General features: G+C 62.8%; 14 protein-coding genes and 1 pseudogene. 11 read left to right on the top strand and 4 right to left on the bottom strand.

Features of this window, described 5'->3' with window-relative positions:
- Window positions 1–11 precede the first annotated feature (11 nt).
- The 8 genes from AB4O23_RS26840 to AB4O23_RS26805 all read left to right on the top strand — a co-directional run bounded on the left by AB4O23_RS26840 (window position 12) and on the right by AB4O23_RS26805 (window position 9,470).
- Complete coding sequence (locus tag AB4O23_RS26840) at window positions 12–311, top strand: hypothetical protein (RefSeq protein WP_017526287.1); 300 nt, start codon at window positions 12–14, stop codon at window positions 309–311.
- A complete protein-coding gene (locus AB4O23_RS26835) occupies window positions 308–1,282 on the top strand; it encodes a CobW family GTP-binding protein (protein WP_460116581.1) in 975 nt (324 codons plus the stop codon). Before AB4O23_RS26840 ends, AB4O23_RS26835 begins: the two co-directional genes overlap by 4 nt.
- Window positions 1,279–2,451: an ABC transporter substrate-binding protein gene (locus AB4O23_RS26830; RefSeq protein WP_017526289.1), complete on the top strand. Its 1,173-nt coding sequence runs from the start codon at window positions 1,279–1,281 to the stop codon at window positions 2,449–2,451. The genes AB4O23_RS26835 and AB4O23_RS26830 overlap by 4 nt, the downstream gene beginning before the upstream one ends.
- Before the next feature lie 210 nt (window positions 2,452–2,661).
- Window positions 2,662–4,998: a putative bifunctional diguanylate cyclase/phosphodiesterase gene (locus tag AB4O23_RS26825; RefSeq protein ID WP_065877228.1), complete on the top strand. Its 2,337-nt coding sequence runs from the start codon at window positions 2,662–2,664 to the stop codon at window positions 4,996–4,998.
- Window positions 4,999–5,183: 185 nt separating this feature from the next.
- Window positions 5,184–5,852, top strand: a complete 669-nt coding sequence (locus AB4O23_RS26820) for a methylamine utilization protein (protein ID WP_460064051.1) — start codon at window positions 5,184–5,186, stop codon at window positions 5,850–5,852.
- Entirely contained in the window at window positions 5,836–8,184 is a 2,349-nt protein-coding gene (locus AB4O23_RS26815; protein WP_460061403.1) for a bifunctional diguanylate cyclase/phosphodiesterase, read from the top strand. The genes AB4O23_RS26820 and AB4O23_RS26815 overlap by 17 nt, the downstream gene beginning before the upstream one ends.
- A gap of 9 nt (window positions 8,185–8,193) precedes the next feature.
- A complete protein-coding gene (locus AB4O23_RS26810; protein WP_017526293.1) occupies window positions 8,194–9,051 on the top strand; it encodes a DUF3034 family protein in 858 nt (285 codons plus the stop codon).
- On the top strand, window positions 9,051–9,470 hold the full coding sequence (locus tag AB4O23_RS26805; protein ID WP_460061398.1) for a group I truncated hemoglobin: 420 nt from the start codon (window positions 9,051–9,053) through the stop codon (window positions 9,468–9,470). Before AB4O23_RS26810 ends, AB4O23_RS26805 begins: the two co-directional genes overlap by 1 nt.
- A 126-nt stretch (window positions 9,471–9,596) precedes the next feature.
- Here the strand turns inward: AB4O23_RS26805 and AB4O23_RS26800 are convergent, their stop codons facing one another.
- Entirely contained in the window at window positions 9,597–12,008 is a 2,412-nt protein-coding gene (locus AB4O23_RS26800; protein ID WP_460084220.1) for a glucose/quinate/shikimate family membrane-bound PQQ-dependent dehydrogenase, read from the bottom strand.
- Window positions 12,009–12,392: 384 nt separating this feature from the next.
- Window positions 12,393–14,411: a TonB-dependent receptor gene (locus tag AB4O23_RS26795; protein ID WP_065877224.1), complete on the bottom strand. Its 2,019-nt coding sequence runs from the start codon at window positions 14,409–14,411 to the stop codon at window positions 12,393–12,395.
- A 151-nt stretch (window positions 14,412–14,562) separates the two neighbouring features.
- Here AB4O23_RS26795 and AB4O23_RS26790 point away from each other — a divergent pair, with 151 nt between their 5' ends.
- Window positions 14,563–14,796 carry a VF530 family protein gene (locus tag AB4O23_RS26790; protein WP_012722427.1) on the top strand — a complete coding sequence of 78 codons (234 nt, stop codon included), beginning with the start codon at window positions 14,563–14,565 and terminating at the stop codon, window positions 14,794–14,796.
- A gap of 4 nt (window positions 14,797–14,800) precedes the next feature.
- On the top strand, window positions 14,801–15,424 hold the full coding sequence (locus AB4O23_RS26785; protein WP_065877223.1) for a Pr6Pr family membrane protein: 624 nt from the start codon (window positions 14,801–14,803) through the stop codon (window positions 15,422–15,424).
- A gap of 39 nt (window positions 15,425–15,463) precedes the next feature.
- On the opposite strand, the pseudogene AB4O23_RS26780 reads toward AB4O23_RS26785, so the two are convergent.
- Together AB4O23_RS26780 and AB4O23_RS26775 are read right to left on the bottom strand one after the other, a co-directional pair.
- A pseudogene (locus AB4O23_RS26780) lies at window positions 15,464–16,230 on the bottom strand (siderophore-interacting protein).
- Window positions 16,227–16,775 (bottom strand): PadR family transcriptional regulator, encoded by a 549-nt coding sequence (locus AB4O23_RS26775; RefSeq protein ID WP_065877221.1) that lies wholly within the window; start codon window positions 16,773–16,775, stop codon window positions 16,227–16,229. The pseudogene AB4O23_RS26780 and the gene AB4O23_RS26775 overlap by 4 nt, the downstream one beginning before the upstream one ends.
- Before the next feature lie 519 nt (window positions 16,776–17,294).
- Between AB4O23_RS26775 and AB4O23_RS26770 the strand changes: the two genes are divergently transcribed.
- Window positions 17,295–17,789, top strand: coding sequence for a CS1 type fimbrial major subunit (locus tag AB4O23_RS26770; protein WP_460061390.1), 495 nt, complete (start codon window positions 17,295–17,297; stop codon window positions 17,787–17,789).
- The last annotated feature ends 42 nt before the right edge of the window (window positions 17,790–17,831 follow it).

Below are 17,831 nucleotides of genomic sequence, written 5' to 3'. Positions count from 1 at the left end.
GGGGTTTAGCCATGTGCGGACTGTGCGGTTTGCTCGGCGAAGACCTGCACTGGAGCGACCCGCTGGGCGATGAATTGCCCAGGCGGCGTGAGCGCCTGCGTCGCATCGCGGCGATCAACCAGGTGCTGGCGGTGTTCCGGCTCAAGGTCGAAGACTTTCAGGGCGCGTCCTACCTGCTGCTCGGTGCGACCGGCAAACAGGCACTGGCCAGCGGCCTGGATCAACTCTGGCTGGCGGCCGAAAGCATGCTTGGCCGGGCGTTGGATCCTCTCGATCCAAGGCTGTTGGATCACTTGGAGTCAGCCCCATGAGCATTGCCCTGAATGTCATCACCGGTTTCCTCGGCAGCGGCAAGACCACCTTGCTCAAGCGCCTGCTGCAAGGTGAAAGCCTGGGCGACACAGCGTTGCTGATCAACGAATTCGGCGATGTCGGCATCGACCATCTGCTGGTGGAAGAGGTCGCGCCGGACACCGTGCTGTTGCCCAGTGGCTGTGTCTGTTGCTCGATTCGTGGCGAACTCAAGGACGCCTTGCTCGGCCTGTTGCAACGCCGCGAGCGTGGCGAAATACCCGCGTTCAAACGCGTCATCCTCGAAACCACCGGCCTGGCCGACCCGGCGCCGATCCTCGCGACGTTGAACAACGACGTGCAACTGCGCGGGCGCTTCCATATCGGCCTTGTTATCACCCTGGTCGACGCCAGCCATGCCGCGCTGCAAGAGCGCCTGCACCCGGAATGGCTGGCCCAGGTCGCCGCCGCCGACCGCTTGCTGCTGAGCAAGACCGACCTGGCCGGCGATTGCACGCCGTTGCGTGCGCACTTGCAGGCGCTCAACGCCGGTACACCGATCCTCATCACCACGGACATCCACAGCGGCGATCAACTGCTGCTGGGCGAGGGGTTGCGCAGCGCCGAACCGGCCGTGGAAGTCAGCCGCTGGCAACTGCACCAGGCCACCAGCGCCAGCCATGGCGCCGCGCAGGTGTGCAGCCTGACTTTCGACCAGCCGCTCGATTGGGTCGGCTTCGGGGTGTGGCTGTCGATGCTGCTAAGATGCCACGGCGAACGAATCCTTCGCGTCAAAGGACTGCTCAACGTGAACGCCAGTAACGCCCCCATCGTCATTCATGGCGTGCAGCATTGCCTGCATGCGCCGGTGCACTTGCCCGCGTGGCCCGGCACCGACCGCCAGTCACGGCTGGTGTTTATCCTGCGCGACCTCGACCCGGCATTGCTGCGCCGTTCCTTTGATGTGTTCTCGCGGCGGTTCGCGGCATGATCACACTGCGCGTCCTGGGTACCTCGGTGACCCTGCTCGAAACCTTGCGCGTGCGCGCCGAACAGGAACTGGGCATTCGCCTGGTCTACCAGGTGCATGACGTCGAACAGGCCCAGCGCATCGCGGTGATGCAGCCCGACAGCTATGACCTGTACGACCAGTGGTTTCACAACGTCGACTTCGTGTGGCCGGCGCGGGCGATCCAGCCCATCGACACCCGGCGTATCGCCTTGTGGCATGAGATCAACGACCTGCCCAAGCGCGGTCGCCTGTCACCCCATGACCGTTTGGGCAGCGGCAGCGTGCCCAGCGAACGCCTGTTCGTGCAGCACGACGGCAGCCTGGGCAGCACGGTTACCGAACGCATCAGCATGTTGCCCCTGACCCACAACGCCGACAGTTTCGCCTACCGCCCAGAGCGCTTGCCCGAGGGTTTTTGCCACGGCAACGAGAGCTGGGGCTGGCTGCTGGACCCGGCCTGGCGCGCGCGCACCGCATTGCAAAGCGATGCCGCCATCGGTGCGCTGGATGCCGCGCTGGCGGTGCAGGGCGCGGGGTTGGCGCACTTCAGGGACATCGGCAATATGAGCATCGAAGAGATCGATGTGCTCGCCGATATCCTGGTGCGCAAACAAAAGGGCGGCCACTTCGCCGCGTTCTGGTCGGACGATGAGGAGGCTGCGCAATTGATGCTCAGCCCCAGCATCGATATCCAGAGCCTGTGGTCGCCGACCTTGATGCGCCTGCATCGCGCGGGCGTGAAATACCGCCTGGCGGTGCCCCGCGAGGGCTATCGCGCCTGGTTCGGTGGCTTGTCACTGTCGCGTCATGCCCAAGGCCCGGTGCTGGATGCGGCGTATGCGTACCTCAATTGGTGGCTGTCCGGCTGGCCCGGCGCGGTGATGGCGCGCCAGGGTTACTACATCGGCAACCCGGCGCGCAGCCGCGACCACCTGAGCAGCGCCGAATGGGACTACTGGTACGCCGGCCTGCCTGCGCGGGAAGAACTGGTGGGCAGCGACGATTTGCCGTTGATCGATATCGGCGAAGTGCGCGATGGCGGGTCGTACGAACAGCGCATGGGGCATATCGCCGTGTGGAACTCGGTGATGGATGAACACAACTATCTGGTGCGGCGCTGGGGGGACTTTATGCGCGCCCGTGGCTGAGGCGTCGACTCAGTGCTCGTCGCCCATCAAACATCGGTGAAGCACCCGATTTTATTGGGTGGACTTATGCGTTTCGCCAGCTAATCTGCTAATTCCAAATATCCAATAAAAATGGATATTTTTTTGACGCCAGGTCAGCTGTTGCAAGGAATGCACATGACAAAGGGACGTAGTGGCAGAAGCAGGCTAACGCTGCCAGAGGGCACTGCCATGACGTGGCGCCATACGTTCCAAACCCGCATCGCCGGGGTGCTGGCGCTGTTGCTGCTGGTGGTGGTCGCCGCCACGTATTTCGCGGTCAAGGCCGCCACTACACGTGCGGTGGAGAACCAGGCCCAGGTCCAGTTGAACACCGGTCGCCAGGTGTTCGAACGCTTGCTCGACCTGCGCGGGCGGCGCCTGCAATACGGGCTGGGTTGGCTGACCGCAGACGGCCCGTTCAAGCAGGCCGTGGCCGCAGGCAACCCGGCCAAGGTTCTGGCTGCATTGCGCCGGCACGGCACGGGCATTCGGTCCAGCGAAGTGTTTGTGCTGGGGCTCGACGGCGATGTAATGGTCAGCACCTTGGCGCTCTTCACCCGTGGCCAGACCTTCCCCTACCGCGATGCATTGCGCCAGGCGCGGCGCAGTGGCCTGCAAATGCTCATCGTCGCCATGGACGGGCGCCCCTACTTGCTGGTGCAAGACCAGGTGCTCGACCCACAGCCCATCGCGCGGGTGGTCATGGGGTTTCCCATGGATACGCTGTTTGCCAATGAATTGCGCTCCATGAGCAACCTGGACGTATCGTTCCTCAGCGTGCAGGCCGGCCGGCCCGGCCCGTTGTTCAGCACCCAGCCTGTTGCGCATCAGGCCACCACCTTCAGCCTGCTGCGCGATGCGCCGGCCAACGCGCAGGCGTCAATCCAGCTGTTTTACGGCGAGCGCGTGCTCAGCCAAGTGGTGTCGCTGGCCAATACAGGGGGCGCCGATGAGGTGCGCGTGTTGCTGCAAAGCCCGCTGGAACATGCGCTGGAATCCTTTGCGCCGCTGGACCGGCAGTTCCTCGGGATTGCCCTGGCGGTGCTGGTGGTGTCGTTGGCCGGCGCGCTGTTCCTGGCGCGGCGCGTATCGCGCCCGCTGAATGCACTGGTGGAGGCGGCCGGTCGCATCGGTTCCGGTGATTACCGCACGCCGGTGCGGGTACGCGGCCACGATGAATTCGGCCTGCTGGCGCGCGCGTTCAATGCCATGCAAAGCGGCATCGCCGTGCGTGAGCGGCAACTGGCGCATAACGCGTTGCATGACCCGCTCACCGGCCTGCCCAATCGGGCCCTGGCCATGGAACGCCTGGGCAGTGCGATCAGTGCGCGGCGGCCGGTGGTGTTGCTGTACCTGGGCATCGAGAATTATCGGGCGATCAACGAAGGCTTCGGCCCCGAGGGCGTCGAAATCATGATGCGCGAAGCCAGCCGCTGTTTGTGCATGAGCCTGCTGGCCAGCGATACGGCGGCCCGCATCACCGGCAGCGAGTTTTTGCTGTTGCTGGAAAACACCGAAGTCGACCGCGCCGTGGCCCGCGCCGACCGTCTCTACGCACTGCTCACCGAACCCCAGCACATCGGCCATGACGAACTGCGCCACGAAGTGAGCATCGGCATTGCCGCTTACCCCGCCGACGGCCAGCAGGTGGAAGAGCTGATCAGCCGCGCCGCCATTGCCCGTCACGATGCGGCGGCGTTGCCCGGCTATTTGCAGGTGTACCAGCAGGACCGCGACCTGGCTCACCAGCGCCAGATCACCTTGATCCGCGACCTGCGCCGGGCCGCCGCTGAAGGCGAACTGCACCTGTGTTATCAGCCCAAGCTTGACCTCAAACACGGCCAGGTGCGCCAGGCCGAAGCCTTGCTGCGCTGGCAACACCCGACGTTCGGGCTGGTGTCGCCGGCCGAATTCATCCCCTTGGCCGAACGCACCGGCAGCATGGCCGGCCTGACCCAATGGGTGATCGAAGAGGCCATCCGCCAGAGTGCCGAATGGGCGCGGCGTGGCCTGCTGATCCAGCTGTCGGTGAACATCTCGGTGGATGACTTGGCCGATGATGACCTGGCCATCCGCGTTACCGCCTTGTTGGCGCAATACGCGGTACAGGCCGAGCAATTGATTTTCGAGATCACCGAAAGCGCGATCATGCACAACCCGCAACAGGCCTTGCGCGTGCTGGAGCAACTGCGCGGTTGCGGCATCAGCCTGGCGGTGGATGACTTCGGCACCGGTTATTCGTCGCTGGCGCAGTTGCAGCGCCTGCCGGTGCAGGAATTGAAGATCGACCAGTCCTTCGTGCGCAACCTGGACAGCACCAGCGGCGACGGCGTGATCGTGCGCTCGACCATCGAGATGAGCCACAACCTGGGGCTCAAGGTGGTGGCTGAAGGGGTGGAGTTCGAGCCGAGTTTGAAATTGCTCAAGCAATGGAATTGCGACACGGCGCAGGGGTACCTCATCAGCCGACCATTGAACGCCATGGCGTTCGAGAGGTGGCTGCGGCGTGAGCGTGCGCCCGTCTAGAACCCAGCCGGCGGGCTACAGAATTCCGCCGCGGGGTCGATAACCTCTACAGAGCTTGACCGATCGCATAGGTTTTTTGGCATTGAGTGATGGCATTTTGCCTTGTTTGCGGCATGATCGCTGCGCATTGCAGTCCCAAGGCTGGCCGCTCTTTTTTTATCTGTCGCGGATGCCCCATGGCCCGAATGATTCATGTGTTTTCAGGTGTAGCGCTGGCGCTGCTGGTGGCGTGCCCAGCCTCGGCCGCCACCCTGGAAGTGTTGCTGCGCCAGGCCGACGGCAGCAAGGTGGCGGATGGCGTCGTGACCCTTCAGGGCCCGGCGGGTGCGTTCAACGGTGTGCTCAAGGCCGATATGGACCAGCGTGACCAACGCTTTGCGCCCTATGTGCTGGCGGTGCACACCGGTACCCAGGTGCGCTTCCCCAACAGCGATAACATCCGCCATCAGGTTTATTCCTTCTCCGCCGCCAAGCGTTTCGAACTGCGCCTGTACGAAGGCACGCCCACCGACCCGTTGCTGTTCGACAAGCCTGGCGTGGTGGTGCTTGGCTGTAACATCCATGACTGGATGCTCGGCTATATCTACGTGACCGACGACCCACGTTTTGGTGTCAGCGACGCCCAAGGCCGAGTGCGCCTGGAACAACTGCCGCCCGGCGATTACCACGCCACGGTGTGGCACCCGCAACTCAAGGATATGCAGCCCCTGGACGGCGGCACCTTGCATATCACCGCCGCCGGCCTCAGCCACAACGTGGTGCTGAGCCTGGAGCCGACCTCCGCCGATATCCCGCCGACGCCGAGTGCGTTTGGCGATGCGTTCAATCGAGCCTCCCGTGAAACTGCGCAGTAGCTTCCAGGCGCGGGTCGCCAGTGTCCTGATCCTGCTGTTGCTGGTGGTGATCGGTGCGCTGTATTTCAGTGTCAAGGTGGCCACCCGTTCAGCGGTGCGCGGCCAGGCACTGGCTCAGTTGGAGGTCGGTTCGCGGGTGTTCGAGCGCTTGCTGGACGTTCGCGGTCGCCGTCTGGCCGATGGCGTGCAACTGTTGGCCGCCGACTTCGGCTTTCGTGATGCGGTGGCCAGCGGCGATTCGGCGACGATGCGCTCGGTGCTGCTCAACCATGGCAGACGCATCAACGCCAGCGACATGATCCTGCTGGGCATGGACGGCCAAGTCCTGGCCAGTACCTTGAGCGAAGTGCCCGAGGGCTCGACCTTCCAATACGATCAGTCACTGCGCGATGCCCGGCGCAACCGCCAGGCCATGCTGATCGTGCCACTGCAAGGCCAACCGCACCTGTTGGTGGAAGCCCCGGTGCTGGCGCCGTTGCCGATAGCACGGGTGGTGATGGGCTTTAGCATGGACGGCGCATTTGCCGATGAGTTGCGCTCGTTGAGCAACCTGGAAGTGTCGTTCCTGGCCATCGCTCATGATCGGCCGGGCGAGTTGGTCAGCACCCAGCCGCAGGTGCTGCGCGACAGCATTCTGGCCCTGATGCAGGGCGATACGGCACGCCTTGGGGTGTCCACCACCGATCACCTGGCGCAGCGTTTTCTCAGCCAGTCCCTGGTGCTGGCCAGCGATCAGAACGGCAAGGTCCTGGCGTTGCTGCAAAGCCCGTTGGATGCGGCGATGCAGGCTTTCGTGCCGTTGGACGAAAAGATCCTTGGCATCGCGCTGGTCGCCTTGCTCGCCTCGTTGATCGGCGCCTTGTTGCTGGCGCGCACCGTATCGCGCCCGGTGCAGACGTTGGCGCTGGCGGCCGAACGCATAGGCCAGGGCGATTACCACACGCCGGTGGCCCTGGCGCGCAGTGACGAACTGGGGTTGCTGGCGAATGCGTTCAATGCGATGCAAAGCGGCATCGCCGAACGTGAGCAACAGTTGGCGCATAACGCGCTGCACGACAGCCTCACCGGCCTGCCGAACCGCGCACTGGCCATGGAGCGCCTGGGCAGTGCGATTGCTCTGCAACGGCCGGTGGCGTTGATCTACCTGGGTATCGATAACCTGCGCGCCGCCAGCGAAACCGCCGGGCCTGATGCGGTGGACCAATTGCTGCTGGCCGTCAGCCGCCGCCTGGAAGCAGTGCTGCGCCCCGGCGATACCCTGGCGCACCTGATCGCCGATGAATTCCTGCTGTTGCTCGAAGGCGCGGGCAGCGACGAGGCCGTGGGCATGGCCGACAAGCTGCAACAACTGCTGCTGCGCCCCCAGCGCATCAATGGCCACGACCTGGCGCTGGATTGCCGGCTGGGCATCGCGGCCTACCCGGCCGATGGCGAAAGCCCGCACACCGTGCTCGAACGCGCGGCCATCGCCATGAACGACGCGGCGAAAATGCCCGGCCGCCTGCAGGTTTATGAGCAGGGCCGCGACCTGGTGCACCGCCGCCAGATCACCCTGATCCGCGACCTGCGCCACGCGCCCAGCCAAGGCCAATTGCTGCTGCATTACCAGCCCAAACTGGACATTCGCCAAGGCCATGTACGCCAGGCCGAAGCCTTGCTGCGCTGGCAGCACCCGCAGTTCGGCATGGTCTCGCCGGCAGAGTTCATCCCCCTGGCCGAGCGCTCGGGCAGCATCCAATTGTTGACCCAATGGGTGATCGAGGAGGGCATCCGCCAACTGTGCGAGTGGAACCGTCGCGGCCTGTCTCTACAGCTGTCACTGAATATCTCGGCGGACGATTTGCTCGGTGACGAGCTGGCCCATCGGGTTTCGGCCTTGCTGCGGCGCTATGGCTTGCCGGCCGAACAGTTGCTGTTCGAAATCACCGAAAGTGCCGTGATGCGTGAACCGGAAAAAGCCCTCAAGGTCCTGCACCTGTTACGCGATTGCGGCATCAGCCTGTCGGTGGATGACTTCGGTACCGGCTACTCGTCGCTGGCTCACCTCAAGCGCCTGCCGGTGCAGGAGTTGAAGATCGACCAATCCTTTGTGCGCAACCTCGATGAAACCAGTGAAGACGCGGTGATCGTGCGCTCCACCATCGAGATGAGCCACAACCTGGGCCTCAAGGTCGTCGCCGAGGGCGTCGAGTATGCCCACAGCCTGCGTTTGTTGGAGCGGTGGCAGTGCGACACGGCCCAGGGCTACCTGATCAGCCGGCCGTTGAGCGCCGACGCTTTCGAAGCCTGGGTGGCGTTGCCCCTCAGTGCGCACACTTCCTTGGTTCATTGAGTAGCTGACGTGCGACTTTCTTTTCTGATTGGCAGCCTCGCGGCGCTCACCCTGCACACGGCGTGGGCCGATAACGGCCGCCTGATCGCCACGGGCGGTGCCAGCAGCATCGAGGGCTCTGCGGGTGGTGGTATCACGCCTTGGGCGGTGTTGGCCGGCTACGGCGAACAGCACGAATGGGGCGCCACGGCGTTCGCCACCACGGTCAACCTGCCGGACTATCGGCTGGACGTGGCCGGCTTGGCGCTGGCTTACGACAACCGTGTCGAAGTGTCTTTCGCCCGCCAACGCTTCGACCTCGGCAGCCTGGTGCACAAGCTCAACTTGGCCGAAGACAACCTGGGCCAGGATGTACTGGGTGTGAAGGTGCGGCTGTTCGGCGACGTGATTTACGACCGTTTGCCGCAGGTGTCCCTCGGCCTGGAATACAAACACCAGACCCACTTCGATATCCCCCGCCTGGTGGGGGCCAAGCGCGACAGCGACGTCGAAGGCTACCTCGCCGCCAGCCGTTTGTTCATGGGCGCGGCCTTTGGCTACAACGTGCTGGTCAACACCAGCCTGCGCTACAGCCGCGCCAACGAAACCGGGTTGCTTGGCTTCGGCGGCGATCGTCGCAGCAGCCGCAGCCTGCTCAAGGAAGGCTCGGTGGCGCTGCTGTTCAACCCGCGCTGGGCGCTGGGCGTCGAATACCGTGAGAAGCCCGACAACCTGTCGTTTGCCGGTGAAAGCGATTGGGCGGATGTGTTCGTCGGCTACTTTCCCAACAAGCACGTATCGTTTGTATTGGCCTACGCGCGGCTTGGGGAAATCGCCACGTTGGATAACCAGAACGGCACCTACTTGTCGGTGCAGGGGAGCTTCTGATGCGCGTTCTACCCATCGCGCTGGCGGTGCTGCTCAGCGCCTGCGCCCAACAACCGCCCAAGGACGACAGCCTGTATCGCGATTTGGGCGCCATGCCCGGCATCACGCGGATTGTCGAAGGCATGCTGCTCCACATCGCCCGCGATGAGCGCATCGTCGAACGCTTTCGGCGCATTGACATCCAGCGTTTGCGCAACAAATTGATCGAACAGTTCTGCGTCGAAGCCGGCGGGCCATGTACCTACACCGGAGACAGCATGGCCGAAAGTCACAAGGGCCAGAACGTTAGCCGCAGTGACTTCAATGCGCTGGTGGAGGATTTGATCGAGGCGATGGACAGCGAGGGGATCCCAGTGCCGGTGCAGAATCGGTTGATTGCCAGGTTGGCGGTGATGCGCGGTGAAGTGATCGAACACTAGTCACCTGAACACCAAGGTTCAAATGTGGGAGGGAGCAAGCCCCCTCACACATTTTGATCGTCATCGTCCATTAAAAAGGCGGCTACCTGTTGAGGGTAGCCGCCTTTGTTTTACCGCCGGTCCTGCTTAGTCCGGCAGTTTGAACGCCATTACATAGTCACCCTGCTTGGTACCCAGGGAACCATGACCCCCCGCCACGACCAGCACGTACTGCTTGCCGTCCTTGCCGGTGTAGGTCATCGGTGTGGTTTGCGCGCCCGCTGGCAGGCGGCCTTCCCACAGTTGCTTGCCGTTTTTCACGTCGTAGGCACGCAGGTACTGGTCGAGGGTACCGCTCAGGAACGCCACGCCACCGGCGGTGGTGAAGGTGCCGCCCAGGCTCGGTACGCCCATGCTCAGGGGGATCGGAACCGGCGAGCTGTCACGCACGGTGCCGTTCTTGTGCATCCAGATGGTTTTGTGGGTGGTCAGGTCGACCGCCGCCACATAACCCCACGCCGGTGCCTGGCACGGCAAGCCCATTGGCGACAGCAACGCTTCGAGGATCACGCCGTACGGCGCGCCTTTGTTCGGCTGCACGCCTTCGGTTTCGCTGACGCGCGGGCCTTGCTTGGCGATGTCGGCGGCCGGGATCAGTTTGGATTTGAACGCCATGAAGCTGGGGTTCACGAACGCGATCTGACGCACCGGGTCGACAGAAATGCCACCCCAGTCGAACACGCCAAAGTTGCCGGGGTACACGATCGAGCCCTGCAGCGATGGCGGGGTGAAAGCACCGTCATAGCGCATGGACTTGAAGTCGATACGGCACAGCATCTGGTCAAGCGGCGTCACGCCCCACATGTCGCGCTCTTTGAGCGGCGGCGGCATGAAGTTCAGCTCGGACTTGGGTTGGGTCGGGGAGGTGCGGTCGCCCGCCACTGCGCCCTGCGGTACCGCCACTTCGTGGATCGGCACCACCGGCTGGCCGGTGGCACGGTCCAGTACATAGATGCTGCCTTGCTTGGTCGACGCCATCACCGCCTGCTTCACGCCGGCTTCGGTCTTGATGTCGATCAGCGACGGTTGGCCGCCCACGTCCATGTCCCACAGGTCATGGTGAGTGAACTGGAAGGTCCACTTCACATGGCCGGTGTCGATGTCCAGCGCGGTCAGGCCGGCGGCGTATTTCTCGGAATCGTCGGTACGGTCGCCGCCGTACTGGTCAGGCATCTGGTTGCCCATCGGCAGGTAGAGCATGCCGAGTTTTTCATCCACGGCGAACATGGACCACATGTTCGGCGAGTTGCGGGTGTAGGTCTTGCCTTCGGCCAACGGGGTGGTGTCACCCGGGTTGCCGCTGTCCCAGTTCCACACCAGCTTGCCGGTGTGTACGTCGAACGCGCGGATCACACCGCTTGGCTCGTCGACCGAGACGTTATCGGTCACGTGGCCGCCGATCACCACCAGGTTCTTGGTCACGGCCGGTGGCGAGGTGGAGTAGTAACCGCCTGGGGCGAAGCTGCCGATGTTGGCGCGCAGGTCGACCTGGCCTTTGTCGCCGAAGTCTTCGCACATCTTGCCGGTGTCGGCGTTCAGGGCGATCAGGCGGGTGTCGGCGGTCGGCACGAAGATGCGTTTCGGGCAGGCAGTCGGCGCGGTGGCCGGGCTGGCGCTGCCGGTGGGGCTCTGTTCGGACGCGTAGGCGGCGTCATCGTGATACGACACGCCACGGCAGGTCATGTGCGCCCAACCCTTGAAGTTCTCGGCACCCTGGGTGCTGATCTTCGGGTCGAAACGCCAGATTTCCTTGCCGGTGTCCGGGTCCAGGGCAATCACTTGGCTGTGCGGGGTACACACGTAGAGCATGCCGTTGACTTTCAGCGGGGTGTTTTCCGCGGTGGTCTCACCTGGGTCGCCCGCACCCGGAATATCGCCGGTGCGGAAGGTCCACGCCGGGACCAGCTTGTGGGCGTTTTCCGGGGTAATCTGCGCCAGCGGCGAGTAGCGGTCGCCGAAGGATGAACGACCGTAGGAATTCCAGTCGCCATCGGCCTGCGACGGCGCGGCATTGGCCATGCCCGGTACCGCGTCGCGGTCCAGTTGGCCTTTGATCTCACCCGGGTGGGTGAACTGGCTGGCGATGGCGGCGGCGCCGGCCAGCACCACGGCCACGCTCAGTGCGCCGGTGCCCAGCGGGGCAGGTTGGCCACGCAGCAACGGACGGCGAAACCACGGCAGCAACATGACCAGGCCCAAGGCAAACAGCAGTGCCAGGCGCGGCACCAACTGCCACCAGTCCAAGCCGACTTCCCACAGTGCCCACACCGTGCTGGCGAACAGCACTACTGCGTACAGGCCAAGCGCGGCGCGACGGATGGCCAGCAACAGGATGCCGGTCAAGGTGATGCCGATACCGGCCAGCAGGTAGTAAAACGACCCGCCGAGCATCGTCAGCTTGATACCGCCGGCCAACAAGGCCAGGCCCATGATCAGCAGCAAGACGCCTAGCAGCCTGGGGAGCAGGCGGCTTGGACTTGAAGCACCATCAGTGCTCATAGTGTGTTTCTCCGTGACGTTGGAATAAAGGTGTAACCCCGTGCTTCATTCACTGTAGATGACGATTCGGCGCGGGCTTGGTTCAGCGTTATTTGGGTTTTTCCGTGGAGCGGCGCTGTTATCCACAGGCCGGCGATTTATCCCCAGGCGCGGTCGTGGGCAAGACAGCGCTGTCTTTACGTGCGGGAATAATCAGCAAGATGGGGGCGGCCGAGGAAGTGAAACGTTTCAGGTTGTTGCGAAGGATAAAGGGAGTCAGGGCCAAGAGAAAGCCTGAATCGCAAGATGCATCATTTCGGATTTGGTAACAGTGACCCGATGTCGCTGCGAAAACACTTGTGGGAGGAGGGCAAGCCCCCCCTCCCACGGGAATTGCACTGTGGGTTAGAAGGTGGTGCGAAGCCCGAACTGCACGCTGCGCCCCGGCGCCGGGGCGATGTCGCGCAGGATCGAGCTGGCATACCGCACGGTCTGGTTGGTGAGGTTTTCCCCGTTCACAAATGCCAACCATTGGCTGCCACCCATATTGAAGTGGTAACCGGCGCTCGCGCCCAAGGTGGTGTAGCCGTCGGTGCCGCTTTCGTTATCCGGCACACGGCCCTGGCCGGCGGCGTGTTCGACGTCGATACGCGCCTGCCAGCGGTCCAGCTCCCACAGCAACCCGCTGTTCAAGCGCAACGGGGCAATGCGTGGCAAGGCTTCACCGGTGTCGAGGTTGGTGGCGCGGGTGTAATCGCCTGACAGCTCCAGCGCGAACTTGCCGTAGGCGCTTTCACCGAGCTTCCAGTGATCCTGGGCTTCAAACCCGGCAAAACGGGCACGCACGCCGGAATATTCGTACTCAGGGATGCCGCTCGCGTCTTCTTCACCTTCATCGTTCAGCGTACGACCGGTGCCCAGCAGGCCGATGTAATTGGAGAAGTGGCTGTAGAACACGCCGACGCTGCCCTTGTGGGTGCCATTGTCAAAGCGCAGCGCCAGGTCGCTGGACACGGCTTTTTCTTTCTTCAGGTTGGCGTCGCCCAGCTCAAAGGTGCCGGTGGCGACGTGGGCGCCGTTGGCGTACAGCTCGTAGAAGGTCGGCGCGCGTTCGGTGTAGCCCAGGGTGGCGGCCACGGACCAGATGGGCGTCAGGGTGTAGACCGCGCCGGACGACAGGCTGCCGGCGGTGAAGTCATTGCTCTTGTCGGCGCCGGCAAAGCGCGCGTTGCCTTTGGCGTCCGGGTCTACGCGGGTGTGTTCCAGGCGCCCGCCGAGGCTGAGTTTGAGGCGTTCGGTGGCCTGCATTTCTTCGAGGATAAACAGCGCGCCGGCATTGGTGTCGGTCTGCGGCACGAACGCTTCTTCGCCCAGGGCCGAGAACTCATTGCGGGTCACCTGCGCGCCCACCACCCCATCGAACGGGCCGATCGGCTGGTGACGCGCTTCAACGCGGGCTTCATAACCTTTGTTCTTGAACACCGTGCCGGTCTCGCCGTCTTCGATTTCGCGGTGCTCGTAGTCGGTGTAGCCGGCGTCGAATTTCACCGAACTGAACGGGCCTTGCAGGTTGCGGATTTCGGAGGCGAACGCGTAGTGATCCTGCTTCATGCGGATGCGCACGGCCTGCTCGGCGGGGGAGCCGTAGTTGCTGTCGTAATTGCTGTAGGACAGCCCGGCGTAACCGTCATCCCAGGTGTAGGAACCGCCCACGGCACCGCCGTCCTGGCGCCCGTCGCTGTTGCCCAGGCGAGCATTTTTGCCAGGGCTGTCTTCGCTGTCCGGCGCATGGCGGCTGCGCGCCTGGCCTGGGATTTTCAGGTCATTGAATTCCCGCGCATTGGCGTCCAGGTGCAGGGCGAACGTGCCGTTGCCGGCTTCCAGTTTGCCTGCGCTGCTGCGGGTGGTGTCGGCGCCGCCGTAGCGCAACTCACCGGCACCGTGGATGCCTTCGATGGCTTGGGTGGGGATGCGATTGTCGAAGGTGTTGACCACGCCGCCGATGGCACTGCCGCCATACAACAACGCCGCCGGGCCGCGCACGATTTCAACGCGCTCAACGTTGACCGGGTCCAGCGGCACCGCGTGGTCGTAGGACAGTGACGAGGCATCCAGCGCGCCCACGCCGTTGCGCAGGATGCGGATGCGGTCGCCATCCTGGCCGCGAATGATCGGCCGGCTGGCGCCTGGGCCGAAATACGAGGACGACACGCCCGGCTGCTTGTTCAGGGTTTCGCCGAGGCTGCCTTTTTGCTGCAGCGTCAGGTCATCGCCTTCGAGCACGGTGGTCGGCGACGCCAGCTGTTCGCTGCCCAGCGGGTTGCCGGTGATGACTTGGGGTGGCAGCTCAAGGGCGTGGGCTTCGGAGCAGATCAACAGGGCGGCGGCAAGCGGGGTCAAGCGCCACAGGGAAGAGAGGGACATCGGACATTCCTTGGCAATACGGCGAAAAGATTTGAAAGCAATGGTTACAATATAACATCTCTTTTTCGCCGCAAGCGGGAACTTTTTATAACTGGCCGGGCGGGGTGATAAGGTGTGCGCCTTCCTCAACCCTTTTTTCATAGGCCCCGGCATGACCGCGACAAGCAACGACCCCCTCCACGGCGTGACCCTGCAACACGTCCTCACCACCCTGGTGGAACATTACGAATGGGAAGGCCTTGCCGAGCGCATTGATATCCGCTGCTTCAAGAGCGACCCGAGCATCAAGTCGAGCCTCACGTTCCTGCGTAAAACCCCGTGGGCGCGGGAGAAAGTCGAAGGGTTGTACGTGAAGCTGATGCGCACCAAACGCCCGTTGGACTGAGGCAATGAAGCGGTTTACGGCAGCGGCCGCACTGGCCGGTTGGGTGGGGTTGGCGATTCAGCAATACCTTATTTTCTATTCGCGTTGGTCCACCGGCGCCAGCCTGCTGGGCGGGCTGATCAACTTTTTCAGTTTCTTTACGGTACTCACCAACACCCTGGCGGTGGTGGTGTTGAGCTACGCCGTGGTGAACCGCGACAGCGCGGCGAAGCGGTTTTTTCTCGCCCCCAGGGTCAGCAGCGCAATCGCGGTGAGCATTCTGGTGGTGGGCCTGGCGTACAGCCTGTTGCTGCGGCATTTGTGGCAGCCCGAAGGCTTTCAACTGGTCGCCGACGAGCTGCTCCACGACGTCATGCCGGTGCTGTTTTTTATTTACTGGTGGCGCTGTGTGCCCAAGGGCACCTTGCACCTCAAACACATCGGCGCCTGGGTGATTTACCCGCTGGTGTACTTCGCCTATGCGCTGCTGCGTGGGAATTTGCTCGGGCAGTATCAGTACCCGTTCATCGACGTGAGCACCCTCGGTTATCCACAGGTGTTTGTGAATGCCGCAGGGATCTTGGCGGGGTTTGTGTTGATTGCATTGGCAGTGGTGGGGCTGGATAAGGCGCTCAAGCGAACGCAATAAAACCTGTGGGAGCGAGCAAGCCCGCTCCCACACGTGGGTTTACTCGTCGTCGCTACCTTCGGCGCGCCAGTAACCCACGGCCTTCAGAAAATCTTCATCGACCTGATGGGTGTCCAGCAGCACGCGGCGTACCTGGCGCGACAGCTTGGTTTCGGTGGCGACGAAGCTGTACAGCGTGCCGCTGGGCAGCGTCAGGTTGCGCACGCACTTCAGTAGGTCATCCTGGCCCCGCACCACCCAAATGATGTCGACCTCGGCGGCGCTTTCCAGCGTTTGCCGCTCCGCCAAATCGGCAATCTCAATCACCGCCAGCACCTTGCACCCGGCGGGTAGTTCCTCCAGGCGACGACCGATGGCCGGCAGCGCGGTTTCGTCGCCGATCAGCAGGTAGCTGTCGAAGATATCCGGCACGATCAGCGAGCCCCGTGGCCCGCCGATATACAGGTGTTGCCCCGGCTGGCCTGTTGCGCCCAGGTGGACGCAGGGCCATCGCCATGCAGCACGAAATCGATATCCAGCTCGCCAAGGTCCAGGTCAAAACGCCGTGGCGTGTAGTCACGCATGGCTGGCTGCGGGCCGTCGCCCTTGACGGTGAAGGTCGGGCTTTGCAGCGCGGCCTGCTCGGCGGCGTTCTGTGGGAACAGCAGCTTGATATGGTCGTCGCTGCCCAGGCTCACGAACCCGGCCAGTTCAGGCCCGCCCAGGGTGATGCGGCGCATGCGCGGGGTGATATCGACCACGCGCAACACCTGCAGGCGGCGGCGTTTGATCTCGTGGGTAACGCGGTGGATGGCGTGTGTATTCATGAGGATTTCCCGTCGGCAATGGCTTGAGCGGTGCCGTTGAGCAGCGCCGCGACACGTGCGATTTCTTCCGGGCTCCAACGCCCGTGGTGTGAATGCAAGGCATGGCGCAGGTTGTGCACCGCCTCGTGGATTTGCGGCGGGCGGTCATGCCCGCGCAGCGAGCGTTTGCTCAGCTGGATGCGCATGCGTACGCCGTCCAGCGCAACCGTCTGTTCACTTAAGAACAGACGTCCGGCGTCGGTGATTGTGTAGCGTTTTTTTCCACCTTCGGCGTCGCCGCTGATCAACTCGCTCTCTTCCAGGAAGGTCAGCGTCGGGTAGATCACGCCTGGGCTCGGGGTGTAGGCGCCGTCGAACAGGCCTTCGATCCGGCGGATCAGGTCGTAGCCGTGGCACGGTTGTTCGGCGATGAGCGCCGGCAGCAGCAATTTCAAATCGCCCGGTGCGAACACGCGGGGGCCACGGCCGCCGCGTTCACGGCCGGGGCGTTTTTCGAAGCCGTCAGGGTCGTTGCCGGGGTCGCGGTGGTGAGGGTGATCGCGCATGTTCGTCGCTCTGTGAAAGATTTAGACATAACTTAAGATATATCTTTAGCGCTGAACAGAGTGCCGCGACCAACGGTCGACGGCCGTATGGCGAGGCAGGCCGAGCGTAAAACCGCAAAAAAACCGTGGACGGTTCTCTCTATGTAAGTCTATAACTAGTTATTAGAGTTAAAGCTCCAATTTTGCACTTTCGTTTAACGTGAATAGGCACTTTTGTGGTACCGTTCTGACAGTTTCATACCCACTCAAACAGCAACTTGTTAGTGTGTAGTCCGATTCTTACAGTTGAATTATAAGTTTTGGCAAAAGGCCATGTTTTTCCCGCGAACGCAGTTTCCTTAAGCTACGCCCGCGTGGGAAGCGGCCTGCATACCTGTTTTTGACATTCATGGATCATTGCCCGGCGTTGCACTAGTTCAACTTTGCGCAACGTAGTTCGTTGTGAGTCAGCTAAAGCCCTGGCTTTGAATTCAACTAGCAACGATCCAATTAATGCTGAAAACCTATAGGTATTGACCCATGTTCAAGAAGTTAGCGATCACTGTTCCACTGGCTGTTATTGCGCTGAGTTCCCAGGTAGCAGTCGCTGCCGGCGAAGCCAGCCATACCGTCAACCTCAAGGCGAACATCCCTACCACCGTGTTCCATGCACAGCCACGTGACCCGAACTGGGGCCGCGACGAAACCATGAACTACAACGTGGTGAGCGGTGAGCTGGCGCCCCTGACCGCCATCTACGACATCCGCAACACCAACGGTTCGGTGCATGCCTACATCGAAGGTGGCCCGGCGATGCTGTTCAACGGCAATACCAGCCAGAACATTCCGCTCACCACCACCCTCAACGGCGTGACCCTGACCGGCACCCCGCAGGAAGTGGTCAACGAGGCGGACTCTACCCCAGGCGTGGGTGCTGAAATGCGCATCGTCGCCGCCAAGCCTACGGCCACTCAGCGCGGCGCCTACACCGCAGTGATGCCGGTGGTGTTCGACGCGGTACTGCCAGCACTTTGATGCACATGAGCGCTCGCTGACCGCGAGCGCTGTTTGCAGGCC

This window comes from Pseudomonas sp. H2_A10 (assembly GCF_054680085.1).
The sequence above is the reverse complement of the archived record's forward strand: the minus strand, read 5'-3'. Positions and strand labels throughout refer to the sequence as shown.

What these genes read in the sequence shown, in the direction of transcription:
- AB4O23_RS26840 (WP_017526287.1), top strand. Translation starts at nt 12, where the DNA reads ATGTGCGGACTGTGCGGTTTGCTCGGCGAAGACCTGCACTGGAGCGAC.
- AB4O23_RS26835 (WP_460116581.1), top strand. Translation starts at nt 308, where the DNA reads ATGAGCATTGCCCTGAATGTCATCACCGGTTTCCTCGGCAGCGGCAAG.
- AB4O23_RS26830 (WP_017526289.1), top strand. Translation starts at nt 1,279, where the DNA reads ATGATCACACTGCGCGTCCTGGGTACCTCGGTGACCCTGCTCGAAACC.
- AB4O23_RS26825 (WP_065877228.1), top strand. Translation starts at nt 2,662, where the DNA reads ATGACGTGGCGCCATACGTTCCAAACCCGCATCGCCGGGGTGCTGGCG.
- AB4O23_RS26820 (WP_460064051.1), top strand. Translation starts at nt 5,184, where the DNA reads ATGATTCATGTGTTTTCAGGTGTAGCGCTGGCGCTGCTGGTGGCGTGC.
- AB4O23_RS26805 (WP_460061398.1), top strand. Translation starts at nt 9,051, where the DNA reads ATGCGCGTTCTACCCATCGCGCTGGCGGTGCTGCTCAGCGCCTGCGCC.
- AB4O23_RS26800 (WP_460084220.1), bottom strand. Translation starts at nt 12,008, where the DNA reads ATGAGCACTGATGGTGCTTCAAGTCCAAGCCGCCTGCTCCCCAGGCTG.
- AB4O23_RS26795 (WP_065877224.1), bottom strand. Translation starts at nt 14,411, where the DNA reads ATGTCCCTCTCTTCCCTGTGGCGCTTGACCCCGCTTGCCGCCGCCCTG.
- AB4O23_RS26790 (WP_012722427.1), top strand. Translation starts at nt 14,563, where the DNA reads ATGACCGCGACAAGCAACGACCCCCTCCACGGCGTGACCCTGCAACAC.
- AB4O23_RS26785 (WP_065877223.1), top strand. Translation starts at nt 14,801, where the DNA reads ATGAAGCGGTTTACGGCAGCGGCCGCACTGGCCGGTTGGGTGGGGTTG.
- AB4O23_RS26775 (WP_065877221.1), bottom strand. Translation starts at nt 16,775, where the DNA reads ATGCGCGATCACCCTCACCACCGCGACCCCGGCAACGACCCTGACGGC.
- AB4O23_RS26770 (WP_460061390.1), top strand. Translation starts at nt 17,295, where the DNA reads ATGTTCAAGAAGTTAGCGATCACTGTTCCACTGGCTGTTATTGCGCTG.